At 65.3% G+C, this 25,488-nt stretch carries 21 protein-coding genes, 1 pseudogene and 1 riboswitch; of the genes and pseudogenes, 15 read left to right on the top strand and 7 right to left on the bottom strand.

The features are described 5' to 3' along the window. The first annotated feature begins 211 nt into the window (after positions 1–211). The 3 genes and pseudogenes from ASG27_RS05525 (at position 212) to ASG27_RS05515 (ending at position 1,871) form a co-directional block, all read left to right on the top strand. Positions 212–712 carry a hypothetical protein gene (locus ASG27_RS05525; RefSeq protein ID WP_056163001.1) on the top strand — a complete coding sequence of 167 codons (501 nt, stop codon included), beginning with the start codon at positions 212–214 and terminating at the stop codon, positions 710–712. Positions 713–1,022: 310 nt separating this feature from the next. After that, positions 1,023–1,441: pseudogene (locus ASG27_RS25765) on the top strand (sigma 54-interacting transcriptional regulator); the annotation flags it as partial. Positions 1,442–1,526: 85 nt separating this feature from the next. Beyond that, positions 1,527–1,871, top strand: coding sequence for a hypothetical protein (locus tag ASG27_RS05515; protein WP_056414347.1), 345 nt, complete (start codon positions 1,527–1,529; stop codon positions 1,869–1,871). A 203-nt stretch (positions 1,872–2,074) separates the two neighbouring features. Here the strand turns inward: ASG27_RS05515 and ctlX are convergent, their stop codons facing one another. Beyond that, positions 2,075–3,031, bottom strand: a complete 957-nt coding sequence (ctlX, locus tag ASG27_RS05510) for a citrulline utilization hydrolase CtlX (protein ID WP_056414343.1) — start codon at positions 3,029–3,031, stop codon at positions 2,075–2,077. 132 nt (positions 3,032–3,163) lie between these two features. Here ctlX and ASG27_RS05505 point away from each other — a divergent pair, with 132 nt between their 5' ends. The 3 genes from ASG27_RS05505 to ASG27_RS05495 all read left to right on the top strand — a co-directional run bounded on the left by ASG27_RS05505 (position 3,164) and on the right by ASG27_RS05495 (position 6,783). Beyond that, positions 3,164–3,595: an Lrp/AsnC family transcriptional regulator gene (locus ASG27_RS05505; protein WP_056162782.1), complete on the top strand. Its 432-nt coding sequence runs from the start codon at positions 3,164–3,166 to the stop codon at positions 3,593–3,595. Between the two features lie 195 nt (positions 3,596–3,790). Beyond that, positions 3,791–4,753, top strand: a complete 963-nt coding sequence (locus tag ASG27_RS05500) for a Bug family tripartite tricarboxylate transporter substrate binding protein (RefSeq protein ID WP_056414341.1) — start codon at positions 3,791–3,793, stop codon at positions 4,751–4,753. Between the two features lie 290 nt (positions 4,754–5,043). Beyond that, the gene (locus ASG27_RS05495; RefSeq protein ID WP_056414338.1) at positions 5,044–6,783 is read left to right on the top strand and encodes an NYN domain-containing protein; all 1,740 of its coding nucleotides are present in this window, start codon (positions 5,044–5,046) and stop codon (positions 6,781–6,783) included. 78 nt (positions 6,784–6,861) lie between these two features. On the opposite strand, the gene ASG27_RS05490 is transcribed toward ASG27_RS05495, so the two are convergent. Beyond that, complete coding sequence (locus tag ASG27_RS05490; RefSeq protein WP_442854082.1) at positions 6,862–7,869, bottom strand: PfkB family carbohydrate kinase; 1,008 nt, start codon at positions 7,867–7,869, stop codon at positions 6,862–6,864. A 253-nt stretch (positions 7,870–8,122) separates the two neighbouring features. Here ASG27_RS05490 and ASG27_RS05485 point away from each other — a divergent pair, with 253 nt between their 5' ends. From ASG27_RS05485 to ASG27_RS05465, 5 genes are all read left to right on the top strand, one after another. Continuing rightward, the gene (locus ASG27_RS05485; RefSeq protein WP_056414454.1) at positions 8,123–9,130 is read left to right on the top strand and encodes a sugar ABC transporter substrate-binding protein; all 1,008 of its coding nucleotides are present in this window, start codon (positions 8,123–8,125) and stop codon (positions 9,128–9,130) included. Between the two features lie 87 nt (positions 9,131–9,217). Beyond that, positions 9,218–10,177, top strand: a complete 960-nt coding sequence (locus tag ASG27_RS05480; RefSeq protein WP_056414335.1) for an ABC transporter permease — start codon at positions 9,218–9,220, stop codon at positions 10,175–10,177. Between the two features lie 2 nt (positions 10,178–10,179). Continuing rightward, positions 10,180–10,992, top strand: coding sequence for an ATP-binding cassette domain-containing protein (locus tag ASG27_RS05475; protein WP_056414330.1), 813 nt, complete (start codon positions 10,180–10,182; stop codon positions 10,990–10,992). Positions 10,993–11,016: 24 nt separating this feature from the next. After that, positions 11,017–11,469: an RbsD/FucU family protein gene (locus ASG27_RS05470; RefSeq protein ID WP_056414327.1), complete on the top strand. Its 453-nt coding sequence runs from the start codon at positions 11,017–11,019 to the stop codon at positions 11,467–11,469. Between the two features lie 52 nt (positions 11,470–11,521). Further along, positions 11,522–12,757, top strand: a complete 1,236-nt coding sequence (locus ASG27_RS05465; RefSeq protein WP_056414452.1) for an ROK family transcriptional regulator — start codon at positions 11,522–11,524, stop codon at positions 12,755–12,757. A gap of 200 nt (positions 12,758–12,957) precedes the next feature. On the opposite strand, the gene ASG27_RS05460 is transcribed toward ASG27_RS05465, so the two are convergent. Next, the gene (locus ASG27_RS05460; protein WP_056414324.1) at positions 12,958–13,746 is read right to left on the bottom strand and encodes an HAD-IIB family hydrolase; all 789 of its coding nucleotides are present in this window, start codon (positions 13,744–13,746) and stop codon (positions 12,958–12,960) included. 101 nt (positions 13,747–13,847) lie between these two features. Here ASG27_RS05460 and ASG27_RS05455 point away from each other — a divergent pair, with 101 nt between their 5' ends. Beyond that, entirely contained in the window at positions 13,848–15,929 is a 2,082-nt protein-coding gene (locus tag ASG27_RS05455; RefSeq protein WP_156371512.1) for an ArnT family glycosyltransferase, read from the top strand. Positions 15,930–16,060: 131 nt separating this feature from the next. Here the strand turns inward: ASG27_RS05455 and ASG27_RS05450 are convergent, their stop codons facing one another. From ASG27_RS05450 to ASG27_RS05435, 4 genes are read right to left on the bottom strand one after another with little or no spacing between them, the layout of a single operon-like run. Beyond that, positions 16,061–17,029, bottom strand: a complete 969-nt coding sequence (locus tag ASG27_RS05450) for a glycosyltransferase (RefSeq protein WP_056414318.1) — start codon at positions 17,027–17,029, stop codon at positions 16,061–16,063. A gap of 10 nt (positions 17,030–17,039) precedes the next feature. Then, positions 17,040–17,351: an EamA family transporter gene (locus tag ASG27_RS05445; protein WP_442854081.1), complete on the bottom strand. Its 312-nt coding sequence runs from the start codon at positions 17,349–17,351 to the stop codon at positions 17,040–17,042. Between the two features lie 28 nt (positions 17,352–17,379). Further along, positions 17,380–19,818 carry an acyltransferase family protein gene (locus ASG27_RS05440; RefSeq protein ID WP_056414315.1) on the bottom strand — a complete coding sequence of 813 codons (2,439 nt, stop codon included), beginning with the start codon at positions 19,816–19,818 and terminating at the stop codon, positions 17,380–17,382. Continuing rightward, on the bottom strand, positions 19,815–21,443 hold the full coding sequence (locus tag ASG27_RS05435; RefSeq protein WP_056414312.1) for a peptide chain release factor 3: 1,629 nt from the start codon (positions 21,441–21,443) through the stop codon (positions 19,815–19,817). Before ASG27_RS05435 ends, ASG27_RS05440 begins: the two co-directional genes overlap by 4 nt. Before the next feature lie 277 nt (positions 21,444–21,720). Further along, positions 21,721–21,800: riboswitch (S-adenosyl-L-homocysteine riboswitch) on the top strand. 68 nt (positions 21,801–21,868) lie between these two features. On the opposite strand from ASG27_RS05435, the gene ahcY reads away from it, so the two are divergent. The 3 genes from ahcY (at position 21,869) to metF (ending at position 25,471) form a co-directional block, all read left to right on the top strand. After that, the gene (ahcY, locus tag ASG27_RS05430) at positions 21,869–23,305 is read left to right on the top strand and encodes an adenosylhomocysteinase (protein ID WP_056414449.1); all 1,437 of its coding nucleotides are present in this window, start codon (positions 21,869–21,871) and stop codon (positions 23,303–23,305) included. Positions 23,306–23,618: 313 nt separating this feature from the next. Continuing rightward, positions 23,619–24,623 (top strand): TlyA family RNA methyltransferase, encoded by a 1,005-nt coding sequence (locus ASG27_RS05425; RefSeq protein WP_056414309.1) that lies wholly within the window; start codon positions 23,619–23,621, stop codon positions 24,621–24,623. Next, positions 24,620–25,471, top strand: coding sequence for a methylenetetrahydrofolate reductase [NAD(P)H] (gene metF, locus ASG27_RS05420; protein ID WP_056414307.1), 852 nt, complete (start codon positions 24,620–24,622; stop codon positions 25,469–25,471). The genes ASG27_RS05425 and metF overlap by 4 nt, the downstream gene beginning before the upstream one ends. The last annotated feature ends 17 nt before the right edge of the window (positions 25,472–25,488 follow it).

Here is a 25,488-nt window from a genome sequence, read left to right as displayed (position 1 = left end):
CGTCCCAGGCAGAGCCGCAAAACGTTTGTGCGGATGTTCTGCGTGCACAGCCCGCCGTGGCGTACGTCACTGTCGGGCTGTGTCCTACGCGCGGCGCAGAATATTGCGCACGTTGGGTGGGGAACCGATTTTTTAGGATGCGATGCAGGGCCTGCCGCTAATGCGCGAAGGCCCCCAGCACTTCCACCAAATCCTACGGACATCCATCACCATGAAATCCTTGCTCAAGACCTGTGTTGCCCTCGCGGCCACTTCTGTACTGCTGGTCGCTTGCGGCGGCGGCAACGACGACGATCCGACGCCCAGCAATGAGCCCGGTGTGCTGACCGTGACGGGTGCGAGCGTGGATGCGCTCAACGGCGTTTACGGAAATGGCACGATCAACCTGACCGATGTGGACAAGCGCAACCCGGTCGGCTCCGTGCCCGAACTGTGCTCGTTCAAGTTCGATGGCCTTGGCAAGGTGGGCTCGGCAGCACTGGCCTTCGGCGACATCCGCTATCGCCCGGACGCCACCGGCCTGCACCAGGTCTTCGTCACGTTCGACGGCAAGGAATACGGCAGCGGCGAGCCTACCGACACCGCTGTGGTGCGCGACAGCAACCAAGTCCGTTTCAGCAATAAGGTCCTGACCGCCTCCGATGGCTCCAATGCCACGCTGCGCGTGAACGGCGTCATCCCCATGCGCCCCAACCGCCCCTTCGGCTGTTAAGCGCGTGACCCACCCTCGCGACCTGCCCCACAAGCAGGGCTGGTCGCGGGGCGTGGGCCTCCGAGTTTTTGTGTAGCTCGTCTCCCTCCCTCCGGCCCTTGGGCCGGATTTGGCCCTGCGGCTTTATCTGCATGGGCCTTTTTTGCGTCTGCAGCGCAGGTGTGTGCAGGCCAGTGCGCAGCAAGCACCCCAAGCATCGCTGAACCGGTGTGCGAGCGCGCGAGCTACAGCCGCGCACAAAGTGTTTGCCGCATATTCACATGCGAAATCCTGCGTTCGCAGCCGGAGCGCCGCGTCTTAGTCTGGCGGCATGTCCAGTCGTTGGCCCGCCTCTTCAGGCCTCCTGTCCACCCATCGCGTACTGACCCTGCCCGAGTCGCCAGCGGGCGGGGCGCCGACCATTCGCGCGAAGGCGCTGCTGGTCCAGGACCCCCGGTCCGCGCAGCTGCTCGACCATGTGGACCGCATTGCGCGCAGCGATGCGTCGGTGCTGGTGGTGGGCGAGACCGGCACCGGCAAGGAGCTGATAGCGCGCCACGTCCATGCCGAAAGCGGCCGGCCCGGGCCCTTCGTGGCGGTCAACTGCGGTGCGTTCAGCGAATCGCTATCGACGCCGAACTCTTCGGCCACTAGGCGGGTGCCTTCACTGGGGCTACGCAGGCACGCGCGGGCTGGTTCGAGGCGGCGCAGGGTGGCACGCTGTTTCTCGATGAGATCGGCGACCTGCCGGGCCTGCGGGCTTTGGCAAGGGGTGCTGTGAAGTCAGCAGCCCGCATCCAGGCCGGCAGCACTTGGCGGTCGGCACAATGGCGCCATGACACCACCCCCCGCGCAACACGCCGTGGTCTGGCTGCACGCCGAGGCGCCGCCCAAGCCGGCCGTGGGCGCACCCTGCAACGGCTGCGGTTTGTGCTGCCTGGCCGAGCCCTGCCCGCTGGGCGTGGTGGTGTCGCGCCGTCGCCATGGCGCCTGCGTGGCGCTGCGGTGGGACGGTGCGCACGCACGGTACCTGTGCGGCATGGTGGCCGACCCGGGCGAGGTGACGGGCTTGCGGCAGCGCTGGTTGACGGTACCGCTGGCCTGGCTGGCTCGGCGCTGGATTGCGGCGGGCGTGGGGTGCGATGCGGATGTGGAGACCACCAACGTGCCGCGCCCGTGAGCTGGGTGGTGGCTGGCCTGGAAACGTCTGACGGGGTCGGCTGCAGGCGGCGCGCTACGTGGCGCTTGGAAAAAGCGATTGCTATTAAAAATATAGCTGCTAGCGCTTTTCTATCAAGCGGTAGAGCCATTTTTTAATCAAAACCCCAGTGTCCACACAGCGCGGCAGCACCGCCGTGTGCTCGGCCACCGCGCTGCGGGCGGTCAGTTGGCCAGGGCGTCCACCGCGGTGCGCCGCGCCAGGTGCACGCCCGCCAGCATGCAGCGCACCGACCCGCCCGCCAGTTCGATGGTCGGCACGGCCAGCGGCAGCAGCGTGGCGCTGCGCTCGATGACGGCCTTCTGCGCCGCGGTCAGGCTGGCGGCGGCGCGCGCCGACAGGGCCAGCACACGACCCCGGGCGCTGGTCAGCTCCAGCGCATTGCCCGCGAATTCGCCGATCTGGTGGGCGCTCAGTTCGATGACGTCGCGGCCGGTTTCGCGCAGGCGGCTTCGCACAGCCTCACGTCGCAAGGGGTCGGTGATCAGGTGGAACCCGCCCAGCGCGAAGTCGGTGCCCACGCACAGCATCACGTTGGTGTGATAGCACGGCCGGCCCTCTCCATCGGCCGTGGCAAAGGCCATGGGCTCGTAGTTGAAGTGGGTGCAGAACCGCTCCAGCGCCACCGGGTCGGCGCGGTTCGACTGCGCGGTGTAGGCGATGCGGCCGATGTGGTCGAGCACCATCGCGCCGGTGCCTTCGAGGAACATGTTGTCGGCCTCCAGCCCCGAGTAGTCGATCACGTCCTGCACCCGGTACTGTGCCTTGAGCAGGTCCAGCACGTCGCTGCGGCGCTCGCGCCGCCGGCTCTGTGCGTACATCGGGTACACGGCCACGTGGCCGCCGGCGTGGGTGGAGAACCAGTTGTTGGGGAAGACCGCGTCGGGCGCGTGGCGCTCGCCCAGGTCGTCGAACAGGTGCACATGCACGCCGGCGGCTTCGAGTTGCGCGGCGGCCTGGGTCACCTCGGCGTATGCCTGGCGCGCGATGTCGTCCGGGGGGGCGTTGGTGGGTGCAGACTGAAAGGCGTTGTCGTGCGCGGTGTCGGGGTTGGGGTGAAAGCGGTGTGGGCGCACCATCACGACGGCGGACGGGGCTTGGGCGGATGCGAGGGAGGGCATGGCGGTCAGTGGCTGCAAGGTAGCGGGAAGGTGGCGGTGCATGAATTTTCCGAACAGTGCCAGTCAAACAAAAGACTTCAAACTGATCGAAATGCAGCAAAATCTGGCGTTCTGATCACCCAGAGACCCACTATGAACAGGCTGGACGACACCGACCGCGAAATCCTCAGCATCCTGCGGGCCGACGCGCGCACGCCCGTGGCCACACTGGCGCTCAAGCTGCGCGTCTCGCGCGGCACCGTGCAGAACCGGCTGCACAAGATGGAGGAGAGCGGCGTCATCGTGGGCTACACCGTGCGCCTGCGGCCCGACTCCGAGCCCCAGCGCATCCGCGCCTGGATGAGCATCGCGGTGGAGGGCAACGCCGCGCCCGAGGTGATCCGCGCCCTGCGCGGCGAGCCCATGGTGGGCACGCTGCACACCACCAACGGCCGCTGGGACATCGTGGCAGAGGTGCGCGCCGAGAGCCTGGAGGCGTTTGACGCGGCGCTGGGGCGCATCCGCCTGACGCCCGGCATTGCGAACACGGAAACAAGCATCCTGCTGTCGACCTACAAGGCTTGAGCCCCAAGGTCGGCAGAAAGTTGGCAGCAGATTGGCGGTCGGCGATGTTCGGCACGCGACCGCCCAGCCAGCGCAGCGCCTGAAGCGGTTGGTGCCACATTGGCGACACCGGCTAGGGGGTTTCCGCATCACCGCCGTCGTGCCGGCTGCAGTTCAATGGCGAAGTCTTTGTTTTGCTTTTTCAGGAGCCCCGCCATGCAACGTCGCCAGATCATCCAATGGGGAGCCGCCAGCCTCGCCGCCCCCGCATTCATGGCGCAGGCCCAGAGCTTTCCGAGCAAGCCCATCAAGCTCGTGATCGCCTTCCCGGCGGGCGGCCCCACCGACATCACCATGCGCTCGCTGGCCGACAGCGCCGGCAAGATCCTGGGCCAGCCGGTCATCGTGGAGAACAAGCCCGGCGCCGGCGGCACGCTGCCCGCGCAGGCGCTGCAGGGCGCTGCGGCCGACGGCTACACCGTGGCGCAGATTCCGCTGGGCGTCTTTCGCCTGCCCTACACCACCAAGATCAACTGGGACCCGGTCAAGGACATCAGCTACGTGCTCAATGTCACCGGCTATGCGTTCGGCCTGGTGGTGCCCGCCGACTCGCCGCTCAAGACCTGGACGCACTTCGTGGCCTGGGCCAAGGCCAATCCCGGCAAGCTGAGCTACGGCTCCACCGGCACCATGACCAGCCCGCACCTGACGATGGAGCTGATCGCGCAGCAACTGGGCATCGAGCTGCTGCACGTGCCCTACAAGGGCAGTGCGGACCTGATGCAGTCCATCCTGGGCGGGCAGATCATGGCGGCGGCCGACTCCACCGGCTTTGCGCCGCAGGTCGAGGCCGGCAAGCTGCGCGTGCTCAACACCTGGGGCGCCGAGCGCCTGGCCAAGTTCCCCGATGCGCCCACGCTCAAGGAGCTGGGGCTGAACCTGGTGCAGAACTCGCCGTTCGGCATCGGCGCGCCCAAGGGCACGCCCGATGCGGTGGTCAAGCGCCTGCACGATGCCTTCAAGCAGGCGATGGAGCAGGACAGCTACAAGACCGCGCTGGCCCGCTACGACATGGTGCCGATGTACATGAGCACGTCGGCGTACAAGAAGTTTGCGCAGGACACCTTCACGCGCGAGAAGGCGCTGGTGGAAAAACTGGGCCTGGCCAAGCCGAGTTGAAGTGAGCTCCCCCTGAGCGGCTGCGCCGCTTCCCCCTCTCTCGCTGCGCTGCGCTGGCGGGAGGGGGACGCCCCCAGCGCACGGAAGTGAAGCGCCGCAAGCGGCTTGGCGGCCCTTGCGCGGGGGCACTGGCCTGGGATGCGCCAGTCACGACGTTTCGCTGGCAAACTTTTCTCACTGAAGGTCCGCCCTCACGCTATTCATCGGTACCGCGACATGGCCTCCGGAGGGGTGTATGACGTTCCGTGTGATGATCCGTCCCAACATTGAACGGAATACCGCGAGCATTTATGGCATCCCCCTCCGACAACAGCATCAGCATGGCCCTGTTCTGCGACTTCGAAAACGTCGCCCTGGGCGTGCGCGATGCGCAGTATGAAAAGTTCGACATCAAGCCCATCCTGGAGCGCCTGCTGCTCAAGGGCTCCATCGTGGTCAAGAAGGCCTATTGCGACTGGGAGCGCTACAAGGGCTTCAAGGCCACGATGCACGAGGCGAATTTCGAGCTGATCGAAATCCCCCATGTGCGCCAGTCGGGCAAGAACTCGGCCGACATCCGCCTGGTGGTGGACGCGCTGGACCTGTGCTACACCAAGTCGCACGTGAACACCTTCGTGATCATCAGTGGCGACTCGGACTTCTCGCCGCTCGTGTCCAAGCTGCGCGAGAACAACAAACAGGTGATCGGCGTGGGCGTGAAGCAGTCCACGTCGGACCTGCTCATCGCCAACTGCGATGAATTCATCTTCTACGACGACCTGGTGCGCGAGAACCAGCGCGCGATGGCCCGGCGCCAGAACCCCGGCTCGGCCCCCGCGCCGCGCCGCACGCCCGAGGAAGAGCGCCACCGCAAGGAAACCCAGGACGTGCGCCGCACCCAGGGCGTGGAGCTGGCGGTGGAGACCTTCGAGGCGCTGACCTCCGAGCGCGGCGACAGCGGCAAGATCTGGGCGTCGGTGCTCAAGGAAGCCATCAAGCGCCGCAAGCCCGATTTCAGCGAGAGCTATTACGGCTTTCGCACCTTTGGCAACCTGCTGGAGGAAGCGCAAGCACGCGGCCTGCTGGAGTTCGGCCGTGACGAGAAGTCCGGCGCGTATGTGTTCCGCTCGCTGGGCGGCGGAGTGGGCGCAGGCAGTGCCGATCCCTCGGGCCGCGCCGACGCACCGGCCGAGCGGCAAGGGGGCGCAGCGGGTCACGTCCGCCACGATTTCCACGCCGTGGCTTCGGTGCCGGACACCTCGGCAGGCCAGGGCGAAGGCGGCGGCGGCAATGGCCGCGGTGGCCGCTCGCGCGGGCGCCGCGGCGAAGGCGCTGGGCGCTCGTCGGCACCGCAGCACGCAGAGATGCGCCGCGATGGGCAGGCAGAGGACCATGGCGACCAGCAGCCCGACATCGGCGTGGATGCTCACGATGGCCGTGATTCGCGTGATTCGCGTGACTCCCGCAATTCACGTGAGGCTAGAGATGCTCGTGACACGCGGGACACGCGGGACACGCGGGACACGCGGGACACGCGGGACATGCGGGATACGCGCAATGTGCAGGATGACGATCAGCCGGAGCGCCCGACCCGCAGCTACTTCAGTCAGCCGGCGGCCGCACCAGCGCCTGCGCCCGCTGCGGTCGACGCCCCGTCGCGTCGCGATGCCGTGTTGAATGATGACGAGGACGAGTCCGGCGCTCCAGGTCAGCAGTGGGGTGCCGACGATGACCACCAGGCCTCAGCGCCCGCGATGGTCGAGGCACCCGGTGACGCAGCCGAAGAGTCCAGCGCCCCTGCACCCCGCAGCCGCCGCGCCGGATCGGCTGCGCGCAAGACCAGCGGGCGCAAGGCAGCAACGGGCGACTCGGAGGCACCGGCGGCTGCATCGCAACCCGCGCCAGCGCCCAAGCCACGAACAGCATCGGCCAAACCCAAGGCCGCCGCGGCTGCTGCAACAGCGGCAACTCCAGAGGCCGCTGCAAAGACCCCAGCACCCCGCGCCCGCAAGCCGCGCAGCGCGGCCAAGACCACCAAGCCCGCTGAGTGAGCGGCGCAAGCCGCCGGCCGGGCTGAACGCCTGGCCGCGCGCCCCTGACAAGCGCTGCCCACCCAGGCAGCACCAGCCCTACGCGGCGGCTGCCTGTACGGCGGACGCGCCCGCCTGCGCAGCGAGCCGCTGGCGCACCGTGTCGTAGCGGGGCGGCACGCAGCCCACCTGCTCCACGCAATGGCTGGCACTGGCGAGCGCATGCCACAGCACGGCATGCAGCCGCTCGGTAGCCAGCGGGGCCACCAGGCCCCCGGGGCGCTCGCTCAGGGCCTCCTGCCCCCGCTCCGGCCCCGCCAGCAGCGCGGTGATGAGACCGGCCAGAAAACAATCTCCCGCCCCCACGGTGTCGGCCACGGCCAAGGGCGCGTGCTCTTGCGCATGCACGGCCTGGCCGTCGCGCTGCAGCAGCCACGCGCCGCCGGGCCCCAGCGTCAGGGCCAGCCACTGGGCGCGGGTGTGGTCCAGCAGGTGCCGGGCGCGCTGCAGTGCGGTGCCGCCCGGCACGGCCAGGGCGTCCAGGTCGTCGTCGCTCACCTTGATGAGGTGGGCGTGCTGCAGCGCGGCCATCACGTTGGCCCGGTAGGCGGGCACGTCGTCCACGGCCGACAGGCGCAGGTTGGCATCGACCACCACCATGCGCCCGGCGGCACGCTGGGCTGCAAGCCACGGCAGGTAGATGCCTGCGTCCTGCGCCACCAACGCGAGGCAGCCGGTGGCCACCACCTGCAGGCCGGGCAGGGCGGTGCAGGCGGCGATCAGCGCGTCGCCCGTGGCCTGGCGGTCGGCCACGCCATCGCGGTAGAAGCTGTAGCTGGCCTTGCCCTCGGCATCCAGCGCGGCCACCGCCAGCGCGCTGGGCGCGCGCACGGGCACGGGCGATGCCAGGGCCACGCCGGCGTCGTGCAGGCCCTGCAAAAGCTGTCGGCCCAGCAGGTCGGCCGACAGCGGGTTCAGGTACATCGTGCCCACGCCCTGCAGGCCCAGCGCACGGGTGAGGTTGTAGACGGCCCCGCCCGCGCAGGGCCGCAGGCGTCCGTCAGCCTCCTGGATCAGGTCGAACAGGGCCTCTCCCGCGGTGGCCACCCGCAGGGCTGGTGCTGCGTCGGTGGGCGTGGAAGCCGTTGGTTCTAGGGCAGCGCGCGACCTTGGGGGCGGTGTGAGGGTGGCGGTGTCAGGTGCTGATCGGCTAGGGAAAACCATAACTAAATCCACTTGATTTATTAAATTGCAACGCACTATAGTTCGATCCCATCCACCCGACAAGAGTGGTGTTCCCGAGGTGCCGCACCGTGTGGCGTCCGGGGTTTCAGCCATCCGTTCCAAGGAGACAACCGTGATCCAACGCGCCCCTGCTTTCGTGCTGTCCGCCATTGCCTTGTCTGGCGCCCTGGCCTGTGGCCTGGCCCAGGCTGCCGAGCCCGTGATCGGCCTGATCACCAAGACCGAGACCAACCCCTTCTTCGTGAAGATGAAGGAAGGCGCCACGGCCGAGGCCAAGAAGCTCGGCGCCAAGGTGGTGTCGGCCGCGGGCAAGACCGACGGCGACAACGCCGGCCAGGTCACGGCCATGGAGAACCTGATCGCCGCGGGCGCCACCACCATCCTGATCACCCCGAGCGACGCCAAGGCCATCGTGCCGGCCATCAAGAAGGCCCGGGCCAAGGGCGTGATGGTGATCGCGCTCGACAGCCCCACCGACCCCGTGGACGCCACCGATGCGCTGTTCGCGACCGACAACTACAAGGCCGGCGAGCTGATCGGCCAGTACGCCAAGGCGGCGCTGGCCGGCAAGAAGCCCGTGATCGCCATGCTGGACCTGCACCCCGGCCACCCCGTGGGTGCCCAGCGCCACAACGGCTTCCTCAAGGGATTCGGCCTGCAGGCCAACGATGCCAAGAGCAATGAGCTGTCGCGCCCCGCCGAGGTGGTGTGCATGGCCGACAGCTTCGGCGACCGCGCCAAGGGCCAGACCGGCATGGAAAACTGCCTGCAGAAGAACCCCGACATCAACCTCGTCTACACCATCAACGAGCCTGCCGCCGCCGGTGCCTACAACGCGCTGAAGGCTGCCGGCAAGGACAAGGGCACGATCATCGTGTCGGTGGACGGCGGCTGCGCCGGCGTGGCCGACGTGGGCAAGGGTGCCATCGCCGCCACCAGCCAGCAGTACCCGCTGCGCATGGCCGCGCTGGGCGTGGCGGCTGGCGTGGAGCACGCCAAGACCGGCAAGAAGGTCAGTGGCTACACCGACACCGGCGTGACGCTGATCGCCGCCAAGGCCGTGCCGGGCGTGGACAGCAAGGACGTGAAGACCGGCACGGACCTGTGCTGGGGCGCGAAGTAAACGTGCCGTGGACCGGCCGGCAGACAGCTGGCCGCTTTGCGCCGGGCCCGGGCCCGGCGCGCTGACTGACCGAATCCTCCGAATGCCATGAACACCAACGCCTCCAAGCTCCCCCCGCTGGCCACGCTCGGGCCCTTCATCGCGCTGCTGCTGGCCTGCGGCTTCTTCGCGCTGCAAAGCGACCGCTTTTTGTCAGCGCAGAACTTCGCGCTCATCCTGCAGCAGGTGATGGTCGTGGGCGTGATCGCCATCGGGCAGACGCTGGTCATCCTGACCGCGGGCATCGACCTGTCGTGCGGCATGGTCATGGCGCTCGGCGGCATCGTGATGACCAAGGTGGCGTCGGACTATGGCCTGTCGGCCCCCGTGGCGATCGCCTGCGGCATGGCGGTGACCACGCTGTTCGGCATGGTCAACGGCCTGTTGGTCACCAAGGTCAAGCTGCCGCCGTTCATCGTGACGCTGGGCACGCTCAACATCGCTTTCGCCGCCACGCAGCTGTACTCGGGCGCGCAGACCATCACCGACATCCCGGGCGGCATGACGGTGCTGGGCAACACCTTCCAGGTCGGCGGCACGGCCGTGGTGTGGGGCGCGCTGCTGATGCTGGCGCTGTACGTGGCGATGTGGTTCTTCCTGCGCGAGACCGCGCCCGGCCGCCACATCTACGCCGTGGGCAACAACCCCGAGGCCACGCGCCTCACGGGCATCCCGACGGACCGCGTGCTGCTCTTCGTTTACATGCTGGCCGGCGTGTTCTACGGCATCGCCGCGCTGCTGTCGGTGGCACGCACCGGCGCGGGCGACCCCAATGCGGGGCAGACCGAGAACCTGGATGCCATCAGCGCCGTGGTGCTGGGCGGCACCAGCCTGTTCGGCGGGCGCGGGGTGATCCTGGGCACGCTGGTGGGAGCGCTCATCGTGGGCGTGTTCCGCAACGGGCTCACGCTGATGGGCGTGTCGTCCGTCTACCAGATCCTGGTCACCGGCATCCTCGTGATCCTGGCCGTGGCCACCGACCAACTCTCGCGCAAAGGAGTGCGTTGATGATGAACGCCGCTCAACAATCTTCTCCACCCACCGCACCGCTGGTGATGCAGGCCAAGGGCCTGGTCAAGCGCTACGGCCAGGTCGTGGCGCTCGATGGTGCCGACTTCGAGCTGCGCGCCGGCGAGATCATGGCCGTGATCGGCGACAACGGCGCGGGCAAATCCAGCCTGATCAAGGCGCTGTCGGGTGCCACCGTGCCGGACGAGGGCACGGTGCTGCTCGACGGTGCCCCCGTGCAATTCAGGAGCCCCATCGACGCGCGCCGCGCGGGCATCGAGACCGTCTACCAGGACCTCGCCGTGGCCCCGGCCATGACCATCGCCGAGAACCTGTTCCTGGGCCGCGAGCTGCTGCGCCCCGGCATGGCCGGCCGCGTGCTGCGCATGCTGGACAAGAAGCGCATGCTCGAAGAAAGCGTGGCGCGCATGAACGAGCTGAAGGTGGGCATCCGGTCCATGACGCAGGCGGTGGAGACGCTGTCGGGCGGGCAGCGCCAGTGCGTGGCCGTGGCGCGCGCCGCGGCCTTTGCGCGGCACGTGGTCATCATGGACGAGCCTACTGCCGCGCTGGGCGTGAAGGAAGGCAACATGGTGCTGGAGCTGATCCGCCGCGTGCGCGACAAGGGCCTGCCCGTGATCCTCATCAGCCACAACATGCCCCACGTGTTCGAGATCGCCGACCGCATCCACATCGCCCGCCTGGGCAAGCGCGCGGCCGTCGTCAACCCTAAAAAGATCAGCATGAGCGACACCGTGGCCGTGATGACCGGCGCCATGGCGGCGTCGGAGCTGCCCGCTGAATGCCTGGCCTGAACGTTTCCGCTCCGTTGCCTACCCATGCTCAAGAACATCGACCCCCTGCTGACCCCCGACCTGCTCAAGGTGCTGGCCGAGATGGGCCATGACGACGCCATCGTGCTGGCCGACGCCAACTTCACCGCCATGAGCCTTGGGGCTGGCAAGCCCGTGCTGCGCCTGCCCGGCATCGGCATGGCCCGCGCCGTGCAGGCCGTGGCCAGCGTGCTGCCGCTGGCGCAGGACGTGCCGCACCCTGTGGCCTACATGCAGGTGGGCGGCACCGAGGCGCCGTACCGCTCGGCCCTGCAGCGCGACACCCTGCAGGTGCTGGCCCGCGAAGGCGTGGGCAGCGAGCAGGCCGAAGGCGTGGAGCGCTTCGCGTTCTACGACCGCGCCCGGCGCGCCTACGCCATCGTGGTGACCGGCGAGCGGCAGCCCTGGGGAAACTTTCTGCTGCGCAAGGGCGTCATCGGCGACACTTTGCAACCCTGATGCCGCACATTTTCCTGCCACCACCACCGTGATCCGCCTCGACTCCGCAGACCTGCCTGACGCCATTGCAGACGCACCCGAGCCCGCAGCCGCCGGTCCGGTGCGGCTGCGCCAGCGGGGCTCCAACCACGTGGGGCTGCGCCAGTTCAACGAGCGGGTGGTGCTGCAGGCCCTGCGCACGCACGGCAGCCTGGCCAAGGCCGAGATGGCGCGGGTCACCGGGCTCACCGCGCAGACCATCGGTCTCATCACCGCGCGGCTGGACGAAGACCAGCTGCTGCGCCGCGAAGCCCCCGTGCGCGGCCGCGTGGGCCAGCCCTCGGTCCCCATCGGCCTGAACCCGGACGGCGCGTTTGCCATCGGCATCAAGATCGGCCGGCGCAGCGCCGACTGGCTGCTGGTCGACTTCACCGGCCACGTGCGCGAGCGCGTGGTGCTGGACTATGCGTTCCCCGACATCGATGTGCTGCTGCCTGCCATCCGCCGTCACTTGAACCAGCTGCTCGACGGCCTGGGCCCGCTGCGCTCGCGCGTGGTGGGGGTGGGCGTGGCAGCCCCGTTCCAGCTGGGCGGCTGGCACCGCATGCTGGGGCTGACCGAGGCGCAATCGGAAGCGTGGAACAACATCGACCTGGCCGAGCAGGTGCAGCAGATGACAGAGCTGCCCGTGAGCTTTGCCAAGGACACCTCGGCCGCCTGCGTGGCCGAGCTGCTGCAGGGCCGCGGGCGCGACATCCCGAGCTTTCTGTACCTGTTCATGGACACGTTCATCGGTGGTGGCTTGGTCATCAACTCGCACCTGCACCGCGGCCTGCACGGCAACGCAGGCGCCGTGGCCTCGCTGCCCCTGGCGCCCGCCCCGGCGGGCCAGGCCCCCGCGCAGCTCATCAGCCAGGCATCGCTGTGGGAGCTGGAGCAGCGCTTTCGCGCCCACGGCCTGGACCCCATGGCCGCCTACGACAAGCGCGTGCTGCAGGCCCCCTGGCTGGCCCACAGCCGCGCGTGGATCGACAGCGCCGCGGCGGCGCTGGCGCACTGCATCGTGTCGGCCACCGCCTTCCTCGACCTGGACGCCGTGGTGCTGGACGGCGCCTGCGCACCGGAGCTGTTGCAGGCGCTGTGCGAAGGCGCACGCCGTTCGCTGGCCGACTACAACTGGGAGGGCCTGCACCAGCCGCCCAGGCTGGAGCTGGGCAGCATCGGCTCGGATGCCCGCGCGCTGGGCGGTGCGCTGCTGCCGCTGCATGCGTGCTTTGCGCCGGACCACGAGATTTTCTTGAAGGCTTGACGCGCTGCGCTCGACGTTATGTGCAGAGTGGTTTGCTATGAATTAAATAGCTGCTTGCGCTTGTCTATCAAGCGGTAGGTGCCATTCTTGATGGGATGGCCTTCAATGGGGAGCCTGGGGGATATTGGAGGGTGTGGAGGGTGCACCCGCCGACATCCAACGAACGCCCCGCCGCAGGCGTCGCCATCAAGTCCGCTGCTTCACCGGCCTGCCAGAATGGCCTGCGCCACTTCCGCGAACCCCGCGCCCCGTTCACCCTCGGTCACGTACCGCGGCAGGTGCTGCAGCTGCGGCACGAACCGCGCAATGTTGGCCACCCCCACGCTGTGCGGGAAGTGCTGGAACATGAGCTGGTCGTTGGTGGAGTCACCCACGTACACCCACTGGTCGATCTCGGCATCCAGGTCACGCCCGAACAGCTCGCGCACGATCCACCGCGCGCCTTCGAGCTTGTTGTGCGTGCCGTACCAACCGTTGATGTGGATGCTGCTCACGGTGGCGTTCATGCCCGCCGCCTGCATCAGCGCAACGCATTGATCGATGTGCGCCTGCGGCATTTGCGTGAACTCGCTGTGGTCGATGGCGATGTCGCACTCGCGGCCCGCGGAGTCGGTGGCGCGGCGCGCGCCGGGGACTTCGTGCTCGATCTGGGCCAATACCTGCTGCATGCGGGCGAAGTTGGCAGTGCGGGTGGTGGCGTCCTGCTGGTAGAGCTTGTTCAGCGAACCATCGGCTTGCCGGATCAGCGCGACGGCGCCGTTCTCGGCCACGATGGCGTCCACGGGCCAAGACAGCGCGAAAGGTTCGCTCCAGCCGACGGGGCGGCCGGTGATGGGGATGATGGGTAACCCTGCTGACTTCAAACTCTCGAGCGCCCGGACAGCATCCGTCGTGACGGCGCCATCCGTCGTGAGGGTGTCGTCGATATCCGTGAGAAGTCCGACTATTTTCGCAAGGTCGGGCGTACGCTGAAGGTTAATCAATTGCATTGCAGTGGAAGGCTGGTGGGTTAGTATCGGAAGCTCAGCCTTGATTCAGGTTGATGAGTGTAGTGAGAAAGAAAAACGCCCGTGTCTTTGACTGAAATTGTATGAAATCCTGGAATGCCTCTACCGCCCCGGCTGCGTCCTGGCGAAGAATAATGACTTGGACTTGGTTGCTGTTGGTAAGCGCCGTTGCGGTCCGGGGCCTGTACAAGGTCTATGTCAGATCAGTTGGAATGGTGAATGGCGATGCGGAATGGATTTATCTGCCAGGCGGAAGAAAACTTCTGGAAGATCCATTGGAATTTATAGCTACAGATATATTGAGCTATAGCGTGGCACCGCTAGGCTATGTGTGGAGTGCTGTCTGGGGTGTGAATGAGTTGGCTATCAAGCTCGCGAATTGCGGGCTTTTCATCATTTGCATATTCCTGGTGTGGCGTATCGCGCTACGGTTGGGCGGTGCCGTAGCTGCCGTTTCGGCCACTGCCATATGGGTGACAACCCATACGCTGCTCCATGCAATACCTCAGGTATTGACAGAGGCCATGTACATGTTCGGGTTTTTGCTGTTCGTCTTTGGGCTGGTGGAGGCAATTGTGTCAGGCAATCCGAGGATCCGCTGGTTTGCGGCAACCTCGCTGGGTTTGACCATCACCCTGCTATCGCGACCAGTGCTGCAATATGTCGTGCTGGGGGTACTCGCTTTGATGGCTGCAGCATACGCCGCTTGGCGGATCGGCGCCCTCAAAGGCACTGCACCTCATGTCAAGGTGATATTTCGCCGTGCAACGTATGCCTTGTTGTTGGCGTTGGTGCTTCCCCTGCTGGTGATTGCCAAAAATGGCATCTATTTCGGCAGTTGGAGCATTGGCACAGGCGCGGGAGCGGGGCTGTATTATGGCGTACACCCCTTGCACATGGGGGAGGAACCGTACTACACCAATTTTCAGTACGATGTCGGGCACACTGCCTCAACCATCAACCCCGCCACGCGGGGTAATCTTGAAATTGAGGCTGATCGCTGGCAAAAACAAATCGCGGTCCACATGATCACGCAGACCAGTTTTCTGGATAATTTGCGGTTTTTTGCCAGCAAGGCGCGCGCATGGCTTCTGTACAGTCCAGTCGAAAATCACTTTGATCCCGAATGGCGCGAAAAACGGCAGTTGCAAGTGATTTTGCTTTGCGCAGGCATGGGGTTGCTGTGCCAGACGGCGCTGTTCCGAGGGCGTCGGGCGGTTGTGGAAATTTTTGAACAGCTGATACCCGCTCCCCATGCAAGGAGTGGATCCTGTCCCGTAGCGTGGACCCCATCGGACCAAGCCAAGGGGATGATTTTTTGTTGCGTCGCCTTGGTATTATTGACGGGTGGAATGATTGCCCAGTTTCTTCCGATACTCTATAACGCGCGTTACAACGGTGCGTTTCTGGATCCATTATTCGTCATTCTTGGGTCCGTAGCATTGGCCATGCTGACCCGGCACGTTCGCCTATTGTTCGCAGGTAATGAAGCAGGACAAGGCAACCTGCGCAACCTGCGCAAGTGGCCCAGGGCGGCCGGACAGATCGCCTTCCTCGTGCTGCTTCTTTGTGTCCACAGGGCTGCTGGCGACTGGGCGTTGCGCCATGAAAGGCTCTCCCTCGACCCCCACCGGCTGGGCCCCGCTGCCGTCGTATTGAACGGTGACGCATTTGGCCCGGCACGGGTGTCCGGCATGGAGGCCAGGGGTGACAACCGATGGGTCACACGCGACTATCTGTCCGAATTGGCTATACAGGTGAACATTCCTCGGGGCTTGAGCCTGTCGAGAGAGAGCGTGTATGAGGCCATCTGGCGCGTCAGGCTGCAAATGCGGGGAGACATCCCCAGCGCCTGCCGCGATGTGGCGGTCAGCTATTCTCAGCCGGACAGTCCGACATCCACTTTGCCTCCTCGGGTTTTTCTTTCACGCGATGGCGAAATGCACAGCTATGCCTTGAGCGCAGGGCAGAGCATGCGCCCGCGAGAGAGCGGAGAATTGATATTCAAATTCACCTGCCCTGCGGGAATAGAGATCCATTGGGGTGGCGCAGAACTGCTGCGTTCGACGTTGGCTGAGGCAAGCCGAGAACTTGTCCTCCATGGAAGCGCATTCAGTCCCTATCAGCCTCACGAGCCTCGATTGCCCGACAAGAAGCAACCGTAGCACGCGTGCGCGGTTGGTTGCCGGAACCGGCCGCTTTCCCGACACCACGGGTTTATGGGGGAAAGGGGCACGGCATTGAGCCCCTCATCGACGAGGCCGCCAACTTGCCAGCATTGGGTGCCTGCCGACGGTCAGGATTCAAGAATTTCTTCGTCGAGATTCTGGCTGAGCGGCTCCGTGGGCAAATTGCCAACGTCGTAATGCATGAATGCCACCAAAAACTGGATTCCTGCCAGAAGGGGCAGTGCGGCCAGCATCACGGTTCCGCTGGTCGCGGGTTGATGATTCTGGCTGCTCATGATCCAGTGTGATACTCCGAAAATCGACCCGAAGACAAACAAGAGTACGCCGGTGAGGCTGTACAAGGTGCCTACATTGAAGTCGCGAACGATGTAGTTGTACACATAGCGTCTCCATAGCCGCGACAGGTGTTTGCGCAGGAATTCTGGGAGTATCTTGCCGATTTTCAGGTTGGATTCCTCGTCTGCATAGACAGAATCCATGGGAATATCCTTGACCACGGCACGTATGGTGTTGAGCCTGAACAGCATGTCAGTCTCGAAAAAATAGCGTTGCTCGAGTTTTTCGAGTGGCAGTTCTTTCAGGACTTGGGTGCGGATTGCCGTATAGCCGTTGGTCGGATCCATGACGTTCCAATAGCCGCAGCTTAACTTTGTCAGGAAAGACAGCGCACCATTGCCGAACAGGCGCATCGGAGGCATGCCCTGCACCGACTCAGGCCGGTAAAAGCGATTTCCTTTGGTGTAGTCAGCCCGTTTTTGCAGAAGAGGGCGGACGAACTTGGGGAGGAGTGTCGGATTCATCTGGCCATCCCCGTCGATCTTGACAACGATGTCCATACCATCCGCTATGGCCGCCTGGTAGGCCGTCACGATCGCACCACCCACACCACGATTTTGCGGGTTGTAAAGCACTCGGACCCGCGGGTCCCTGTTGTTCTGTTCGATGAACCGGCCGCTGCCTTCGGGACAGGCATCGTCCACGGCATAGATGACTTCGACTTCCGGACCGATGGCCTCGATGACTCCGAGGACATGCTGCAATACCTTGTAGCAGGGAATGGCGACCGCAATGCGCATTTTTGTTTTCTCAGCTGGTGGATGCCAACGCCACGCCCAGCATGATCAGCGCTCCGCCTGCCAGCGTGCGCCAATGCAGCGGCTCGCCGAGGAACATCCAGGCCAGCGTGGGGACTATGAGGAAGGCCAAACCCATGAATGGGTAGGCGAGGTGCAGGGGCACGTTGCGCAGGATCCATACCCAGCCCAGCGTCGTGAGACCATAAAGAATCAGTGACGCGATAAGCCAGCCATTGAAAACGAACGCCTGCCACGTGAGCGGCGCTGCAAACGCGCCAGCCGCCTTCTTGAACAGGATTTGCCCCACGCTGATGGACAGCACACACAGCAGTGTGAGCGCGATGGTGAATTTAGGCATTCTCTCTATCCGGTGACCAACAAATGACGGGAAGTAGAACCAACGGCGCGGTGAAGAATGCCAGGAGATACCGGTACTCGCCCGCGATCGAAAAGATGAATATGGCGATCAGTTGCACGGCGTAGGTGCCTGAAATCAGGGCCGCAATCCTGTCGCGCCGCGCCAGCGATCGGCGAAGCGCAAGCATCAACAACACCAGTCCGCCCCACGGAGCCCACAGGAGAGCACGATGCTGGATGGAAAAGTCGTACCAGGCGTGAAGGTACTTGCGCGGCGAGAATTTCAGGGGCTGCACGCTCGATACGGATTGGGTCAGCGGCAGTATTTGGGCGGTAGCCGGTGGGCCGGGTATGCCGCCATTGGCCATCGCCGAGTACAGGAAGATGTTGACACGGCTGGCCATGAAGGCAGGAAAGTTGTGCCACAGGTTGTACTTGAAGAACTCCTTGATGATGGTTCTCTTGGATTTGTTCGAAAGCGACAGAAGCGCTGGGCCTGCAGGAAAGAAGATCAACGGGTCCCAGTAGTAGTGGTCGTGGAACTCCCGGATCTTGTCCAGCGATTGGCCAGTGGAGGTGAGCGCGTCGACCGTTTTGGCGGTGACCCGCGGTTGGTTGTGTTCCCACAATCCCATCGGTCTGTCTTCCAGGAATCCCACGGTTTCATACAGGGCCAGCGGGAATACCGAGCCGATAGGATTCTCGTACTTGTAGACGAACTGGCTACCAAAGCCGACGACGAGCCAAGGAACGATGACCAAGCCCAGGCGAAGCCTGTAGGGATTGGACAGTACCCACGCCATCGCCACGAGGGGAATCAGGTTCAGCACCCCGTTGGGCCGTCCAAAGATTGCAAACGGTACGGTAACGAAGAGAATCAGCAGCGACGGCAGATCAACGCTGCGGCGGCGGATGCTCCTCCATGCCTCGAACAGCATGCCGCTCAGTGCAATCGCGTAGATGCCGTCCGAGTAGAAGCTGCTGGAGTAATACACCACACTGGGTGCCAGAGCGACAAACACGAGGCAGTAGGCAAAGCTCTTCCACATGCGGCGCGTCAGCATCCAGGCCAGTATGCGGGCGCACACTGCTGCACAAATCAGCATCTGCAAAGCGATGGGTACTTCGACCCGCCCGGTGGCTCCGTAGGTGAGTAGTGCATAGAGATACCAGAATGCCGGCTTGTTGGCCTGATGCACGCGATCGGTGTCTACCTCCAGCATGATGGCGAGGCTGTCCTGCCCCAGAATTCCGGGCCAGGAGGCGACGAGCCAAGCGGCATACACGACGCCAATGAACCCCAGAACGATGGCGAAGTACTGCAGTTCGGTCAGCGCCAGAAAGCGGGTTTTGGCGGTGCGCACGGCAGACGCTCCAAACCACGCCTGCGAGGACGACGGCTTGAATTTCAAAGCCTGCTTTTCCACCAGATGCCAGCTGGCGTAGGCCAGTGCCACGGTAATGGCGAGCGATATGCAGAGCGTCCCTGCGAATCCCAACTGGGGCCAGCCATATTGAATGACGGTTTGCTGGATGGGAAATGCGAACAGATAAATGCCATAGGATGGATCTCCCCACCGGCCAGCGCGCCGGATGTACGCTGTGGTTTGCGTTCCGGCATAGATGATGAAAAATGGCAGCCCCAGCAGCAACGCGCTGTGCCGCCAGCCCGCCGCCCATACTGCGGCGGTGGCAAGAGCGATGGCTCCGCCCCACAGCACTGGCCGACGGCGCCAGTACGGCTCCAGGGTGTAGAGCGCGGCGCCGGCCAAGAAGAACGCGCTCAGCTCGCGGCCGTGGTGAACCGTGCCTGTCACGTCAGGATTGCTGCGGACGAGAAACCAGCCGATCAGCACCGCAATGCTCAAAAGCAGTACAGGCCGGTACTTGAGCAGACCGATCAAACCCGCCAGTCCCAGCGCGATATAGCAGCGTACTTCGATGGGAATGGTCCACAGCGACCCATTCACGCCGAGGCGGTAGGGGTTGTTCTCAAACACCCCGGGCAGCACGAAGTGGATCTTCATCCCCAGCGCCTGCAGGTAGTTGGCCGTTGCACGGTGTGTCAGGTACTCCGTCAACGGAAGTTGCGTGACCCAGGCGCCCAACACGTAGGCGGTCAATACAACGGCGACGGTAAGGGCAGGCCAGATGCGCAAAAACCGCCGAAGCCCGAACCGCCAGAGGTTTGGATCTCTCTGCCAACTCGCATTCACCAGATAACCGCTGAGCACGAAGAAGATCGTGACGGCCAGTCCGCCCAGGCTGTGGATGCCAAAGAAAGACGGCTCCATCTGGCCCGTGAGTGCGAAGTGGTGGCTGTACAGCACCATCGTCGCGGCCACGATGCGGATCGCGTCGAAGTTGTTGCCCGGGTGGGTGGCTGGGGATGGCGCCCCTGTGGGGGCCTGCACGGAGTTCGGGGCGCTCATGCGCTGGCCTGCAAAGCCAACCCCGCATGCTCCCGCAGCGGATGAAAATGAATCTTCGGAAACCGCTCCTGCGCCAGCCGCACGTCATACGGAGACGTGCACAGGTACGCCAGCGTGTCCGCCGCATCGTGCGCCAGGCGCAGCGGGTAGGCGTCGGTGAAGGCGCGCAGGTCGGCTGCGTTGTCGGCCGTGATCCAGCGCGCGCCGGTGTACTGGCAGCCTTCCAGCCGCACGTCGGCGTCGTATTCGGCCTTCAGGCGGTGCTGCACCACTTCGAACTGCAGCTGGCCCACGGCGCCCAGCAGCATGTTGCCGCCGGCGTCGGGCTTGAAGACCTGGATGGCGCCTTCTTCGCCCAGCTGGGCCAGGCCCTGCTGGAGCTGCTTGGTGCGCAGTGGGTTCTTGAGCACCACGGTCATGAACATTTCCGGTGCGAAGAACGGCAGGCCGGTGAACTGCAGGTTGGCGCCATCGGTGATGGTGTCGCCCAGCTGTACTCCGCCGTGGGTGGTAAAGCCGATGATGTCGCCCGCGTAGGCCTCTTCGACGGCCTCGCGGCGTTGCGACATGAAGGTCACGACCGATGTCGGGCGCAGTTCCTTGGCGCTGCGCTGCACCTTGAGCTTCATGCCGGGCGTGTACTTGCCGGAGGCCACGCGCACGAAGGCGATGCGGTCGCGGTGGTTGGCGTCCATGTTGGCCTGCACCTTGAAGACCACGCCGGCGAAGCCCTCGTCCTCGGGCTGGATGGTCTTGACCACGGGCTGCTTGTTCACCTGCAGCGTGCTCACGCGCGGGCCGGGGGGCGGGGCCATGTCGACCAGGGCGTCCAGCACCTCCATCACCCCGAAGTTGTTCACCCCGGAGCCGAAGAACACGGGGGTCAGCTTGCCGGCCAGGAAGGCCTCGTGGTCCCACGCGGGCGATGCGCCCACGGCCAGTTCCATGCTTTCGAGCGCGGCATCGAACTCGGCGCCGAAGCGTGCGCGCAGCGTGGTCTCATCGGACAGGGGGATGGCCTCGAAGTCCTGCGGGCGGCGCTCGCTGCCGGACTCGAACACCGTCATGGTCTTGGTGCGCAGGTTGATGATGCCGCCGAAGGCCTTGCCCTGGCCCACGGGCCAGGTCATGGGGCAGCAGGGCATGCCCAGTTCGCGCTCCACTTCGTCCATGATGTCCAGCGGGTCGCGCACTTCGCGGTCCATCTTGTTCACGAACGTGATGATGGGCGTGTCGCGCTGGCGGCAGACCTCGATCAGGCGGCGCGTCTGCGCTTCCACGCCGTTGGCCGCGTCGATCACCATCAGGGCCGAGTCCACGGCCGTGAGCACGCGGTAAGTGTCTTCCGAGAAGTCCTTGTGGCCGGGTGTGTCGAGCAGGTTGATCACGTGCTCTCGGTACAGCATCTGCATGACCGACGAGGCCACCGAGATGCCGCGCTGCTTTTCGATCTCCATCCAGTCCGACGTGGCGTGCCGGCTGGCCTTGCGGCCCTTGACGGCGCCGGCGATCTGGATCGCGCCCGAGAACAGCAGCAGCTTTTCGGTCAGCGTGGTCTTGCCCGCATCGGGGTGGGAAATGATGGCAAAGGTACGGCGGCGCCGGGTTTCGGGGGCGTAGGACACAGGGGGTTCCAGAAGGGGGAGTCGAGGCTCGCTGCGGCAGGGCTCTGCGGCTGGCGGCGCGGCAGGCGCATGCGCCCGAATCGCGGGATTTTAACGGTGTCCGCTGCGGCGCTTGCGGCGGTGCGGCCGCAGGGTCTGCAACGCTGGCGCCCGCCAGGCGCAGGGCTGCCTGATTCTGCGGTCTGCAGGGCGTGTGCGGGGCGCAATGCTGCCAGGTTTGCGCCGGGGTGGGCCGCGCTGCTCTGGCCGCACTACCGCACTTGCTTTTATAATCCGCCGATCCGAGGAGCGTTGCAGCGTCCCCAGCACAGGCGGGGCGTGAGGCTCGGAGTCATCCAGCAACGACGCTCAACCACTTCTCGCGTGGTGAGCCCAGGCAATCCCCGACCAGTGGTTTTTTCAAACATGCTTTGGAGCAAACCATCATGAACGCACGCGTCAACGCACCCGTCAACACCGACTGTGTCATCACCGACATCGGCCTGGCCCCCTGGGGCCGCAAGGAAATCGCCATTGCCGAGACCGAGATGCCCGGCCTCATGGCGATCCGCGAGGAATTCGCTGCCGCCCAGCCCCTGAAGGGCGCCCGCATCACCGGCTCCCTGCACATGACCATCCAGACGGCCGTGCTGATCGAGACCCTGAAGTCGCTGGGCGCCGACGTGCGCTGGGCATCCTGCAACATCTTCTCCACGCAGGACCACGCTGCCGCCGCCATCGCTGCGGGCGGCACGCCGGTGTTCGCCGTCAAGGGCGAGTCGCTGGAAGACTACTGGGACTACACCCACCGCATCTTCGACTTCGGTGCCAAGGGCACGCCGGGCGAAGGCCCCAACATGATCCTGGACGACGGCGGCGACGCCACGCTGCTGATGCACCTGGGCCAGCGCGCCGAGAAGGATGCATCTTTGGTGGCCGGCAACGGCGCCAGCGAAGAAGAGCGCATCCTGTTCGCCTCCATCCGCAAGAAGCTGTCCGAAGACGCGACCTGGTACAGCCGCAAGTCGGCCGAGATCATCGGCGTGACTGAAGAGACCACCACCGGCGTGCACCGCCTGAACGAGATGTCCGCCAAGGGCACGCTGCTGTTCCGCGCGATCAACGTGAACGACTCGGTCACCAAGAGCAAGTTCGACAACCTGTACGGCTGCCGCGAATCCCTGGTGGACGGCATCAAGCGCGCCACCGACGTGATGATCGCCGGCAAGGTCGCCGTGGTGGCCGGCTATGGCGACGTGGGCAAGGGCTGCGCCCAGGCGCTCGCCGCCCTGCGCGCCCAGGTGTGGGTGACCGAGATCGACCCCATCAACGCCCTGCAGGCCGCGATGGAAGGCTTCAAGGTCGTGACCATGGAATACGCTGCCGACAAGGCCGACATCTTCGTGACCACGACCGGCAACAAGGACGTGATCCGCCACGAGCACATGGTCGCGATGAAGAACGAGGCCATCGTCTGCAACATCGGCCACTTCGACAACGAGATCGACGTCGCGTCGATCGAGAAGTACCAATGGGAAGAGATCAAGCCCCAGGTCGACCACGTGATCTTCCCGGACGGCAAGCGCATCACGCTGCTGGCCAAGGGCCGCCTGGTGAACCTGGGCTGCGCCACGGGTCACCCGAGCTTCGTGATGAGCAGCTCGTTCGCCAACCAGACGATCGCCCAGATCGAGCTGTTCACCAAGCAAGGCGACTACGAAGCCGGCAAGGTGTACGTGCTGCCCAAGATCCTGGACGAGAAGGTCGCCCGCCTGCACCTGAAGAAGGTGGGTGCGCAGCTGACCGAGCTGACCGATACGCAGGCTGCCTACATCGGCGTGGCCAAGCAAGGCCCTTACAAGCCTGACACGTACCGGTATTGATCACAGTAGGGCGCTGCGCGCTGGGGGCGCCAGCGCGTGGGCCCGGTCTGCGCTGAGCTCCGCCAGGCGCTGGGCTCTGGGGCGGGCCAGCCAGGCTGTCGAGCGACGGGTTGATGCTTTGCAGCTTTGTTGCATTGCCTGCAGCAAGGCGCCGTCTGGCATCACACGGGTCGCCTCCTGGCACACAGCGTAGCTGCTTGCCGTATCAGTGGCCAGTGCTGGATTCACGTGAGTTTGCTATACAAAATATAGCTGGTAGCGCTTGCTGAGCAAGCGGTAGCGGCTATTTTTATTCATAAGAAGGACGGGCGCGATGCGCGCAGATGTGTATTTGGTAGAGCGCGGGCACGCCGCGACCCGGTCCCAGGCCCAGCGGCTCATTGCCGCGGGCGTGCAGTGGCGCCTGTCGCCGGGCATGCCCTGGCAGAAGGTGGCCAAGAACGGCGACGACATTCCCGAGATCGCCCTGGTCGAGCTGCTGGACGGCGCCGAGGCCAAGTACCTCTCGCGCGGCGGCCTGAAGCTGGAAGGCGCGCTCAAGGCCACGGGCCTGGTGGTGACCGGGCTGCGCTGCCTGGACGTGGGCCAGAGCACCGGGGGCTTTACCGACTGCCTGCTGCAGCACGGCGCCGCCCAGGTCATCGGCGTGGATGTGGGCCATGGCCAGTTGCACGAGCGGCTGCGCAACGACCCGCGTGTGGTGGGCGTGGAGGGGCTGAACGCCCGCTCCATGACGGCCCAATCGCTGCAGGACGCGAGCGAGGAAGCGCTCTCCGAGCACGTGGAAACCGATGTCGACGACAACGACACCCAGCCCGTGGCGCCCTATGCCTGGATGCGCAACGGCGGCCAGGTGGACGAGGCATACGACGACAGCGATGACGCCCGCGAGCAGGATGTCGAGGCCTTCAAGGCCGAGCGCGCTGCCAAGGCCCGCGCGCGCGCCGAAGGCATCGTGCCCACCAAGCGCCAGCGCAGGGCGGGGCTCGAGCAGGTGGACATCACGCCCGCGTTCGACGTCATCACGGGCGATCTGTCGTTCATCTCGCTCACGCTGGTGCTGCCGGCCCTGGTGCCGCTGCTCAAGCCGGGCGGTGCGCTGCTGATGCTGGTCAAGCCCCAGTTCGAGCTGCAGCCGGGCCAGGTGGGCAAGGGCGGCATCGTGCGGGACGAGTCCCTGTACGCGGTGGTCGAACAGCGCATCCGCGACTGCTGCGCCGACGTCGGGCTGACGGTGAGCGACTGGCTCCCCAGCGCGATCGACGGTGGCGACGGCAATCGAGAATTTTTTGTTTCTGCGAGGAGGGCTGCTGCATGAATGCTGCCAGCGCACAAGGCACCGGCTTTCCGGTGAGCTTCGAGTTCTTTCCCCCCAAGACGCCCGAGGGCGCCGAGAAGCTGCGGGCCGCGCGCCAGCAGCTGTACGCGCTGCACCCGGACTTTTGCTCGGTGACCTATGGCGCGGGCGGCTCCACGCAAGAGGGCACGTTCGGCACGGTGCGCGAGATCCTGGCCGAAGGCGTGAGCGCCGCATCGCACTTCTCGTGCATCGGCGCCACGCGCCAGTCGGTGCGCGAGGAGCTTGCCCAGCTCAAGGCCATGGGCGTGAAGCGTCTGGTGGCCCTGCGGGGCGATCTGCCCAGCGGTTACGGTGCCGGTGGCGAGTTCCAGTACGCCAGCGACCTGGTGGCCTTCATCCGTGCAGAGACGGGGCGCGATTTTCAGATCGAGGTGGCGGCCTACCCCGAGGTGCACCCGCAGGCCCGGTCGCCCGAGTCAGACCTGAAGGCGTATGTGGCCAAGGTCCGCGCGGGGGCGGATTCCGCCATCACCCAGTATTTCTACAACAGCGACGCGTACTTCCGGTTCGTGGAAGAGACCAAGCGCCTGGGCGCCGAGGTGCCTGTGGTGCCGGGCATCATGCCGATCGGCAGCTCGACGCAGCTGATGCGTTTTTCGGATGCCTGCGGCGCCGAGATTCCACGCTGGATCCGTCTGCGCCTGCAATCGTTTGGTGACGACACCGCCAGCATCAAGGCCTTTGGCTTGGATGTGGTGACCGACCTGTGCGACCGGCTGCGCAGTGCCGGCGTGCCGGCGCTGCATTTCTACACCATGAACCAGAGCGCTGCGACCCTGGAGATTTGCCGCAGGCTGGGGATCTGATGGGGCAGGGGCACCGC

The organism is Acidovorax sp. Leaf191 (genome assembly GCF_001424425.1).
In the GTDB taxonomy this organism is placed as follows: Bacteria; Pseudomonadota; Gammaproteobacteria; order Burkholderiales; family Burkholderiaceae_C; genus Acidovorax.
The sequence above is the reverse complement of the archived record's forward strand: the minus strand, read 5'-3'. Positions and strand labels throughout refer to the sequence as shown.

What these genes read in the sequence shown, in the direction of transcription:
- ASG27_RS05525 (WP_056163001.1), top strand. Translation starts at nt 212, where the DNA reads ATGAAATCCTTGCTCAAGACCTGTGTTGCCCTCGCGGCCACTTCTGTA.
- ASG27_RS05515 (WP_056414347.1), top strand. Translation starts at nt 1,527, where the DNA reads ATGACACCACCCCCCGCGCAACACGCCGTGGTCTGGCTGCACGCCGAG.
- ctlX (WP_056414343.1), bottom strand. Translation starts at nt 3,031, where the DNA reads ATGCCCTCCCTCGCATCCGCCCAAGCCCCGTCCGCCGTCGTGATGGTG.
- ASG27_RS05505 (WP_056162782.1), top strand. Translation starts at nt 3,164, where the DNA reads ATGAACAGGCTGGACGACACCGACCGCGAAATCCTCAGCATCCTGCGG.
- ASG27_RS05500 (WP_056414341.1), top strand. Translation starts at nt 3,791, where the DNA reads ATGCAACGTCGCCAGATCATCCAATGGGGAGCCGCCAGCCTCGCCGCC.
- ASG27_RS05495 (WP_056414338.1), top strand. Translation starts at nt 5,044, where the DNA reads ATGGCATCCCCCTCCGACAACAGCATCAGCATGGCCCTGTTCTGCGAC.
- ASG27_RS05480 (WP_056414335.1), top strand. Translation starts at nt 9,218, where the DNA reads ATGAACACCAACGCCTCCAAGCTCCCCCCGCTGGCCACGCTCGGGCCC.
- ASG27_RS05475 (WP_056414330.1), top strand. Translation starts at nt 10,180, where the DNA reads ATGAACGCCGCTCAACAATCTTCTCCACCCACCGCACCGCTGGTGATG.
- ASG27_RS05470 (WP_056414327.1), top strand. Translation starts at nt 11,017, where the DNA reads ATGCTCAAGAACATCGACCCCCTGCTGACCCCCGACCTGCTCAAGGTG.
- ASG27_RS05460 (WP_056414324.1), bottom strand. Translation starts at nt 13,746, where the DNA reads ATGCAATTGATTAACCTTCAGCGTACGCCCGACCTTGCGAAAATAGTC.
- ASG27_RS05455 (WP_156371512.1), top strand. Translation starts at nt 13,848, where the DNA reads ATGAAATCCTGGAATGCCTCTACCGCCCCGGCTGCGTCCTGGCGAAGA.
- ASG27_RS05450 (WP_056414318.1), bottom strand. Translation starts at nt 17,029, where the DNA reads ATGCGCATTGCGGTCGCCATTCCCTGCTACAAGGTATTGCAGCATGTC.
- ASG27_RS05440 (WP_056414315.1), bottom strand. Translation starts at nt 19,818, where the DNA reads ATGAGCGCCCCGAACTCCGTGCAGGCCCCCACAGGGGCGCCATCCCCA.
- ahcY (WP_056414449.1), top strand. Translation starts at nt 21,869, where the DNA reads ATGAACGCACGCGTCAACGCACCCGTCAACACCGACTGTGTCATCACC.
- ASG27_RS05425 (WP_056414309.1), top strand. Translation starts at nt 23,619, where the DNA reads ATGCGCGCAGATGTGTATTTGGTAGAGCGCGGGCACGCCGCGACCCGG.
- metF (WP_056414307.1), top strand. Translation starts at nt 24,620, where the DNA reads ATGAATGCTGCCAGCGCACAAGGCACCGGCTTTCCGGTGAGCTTCGAG.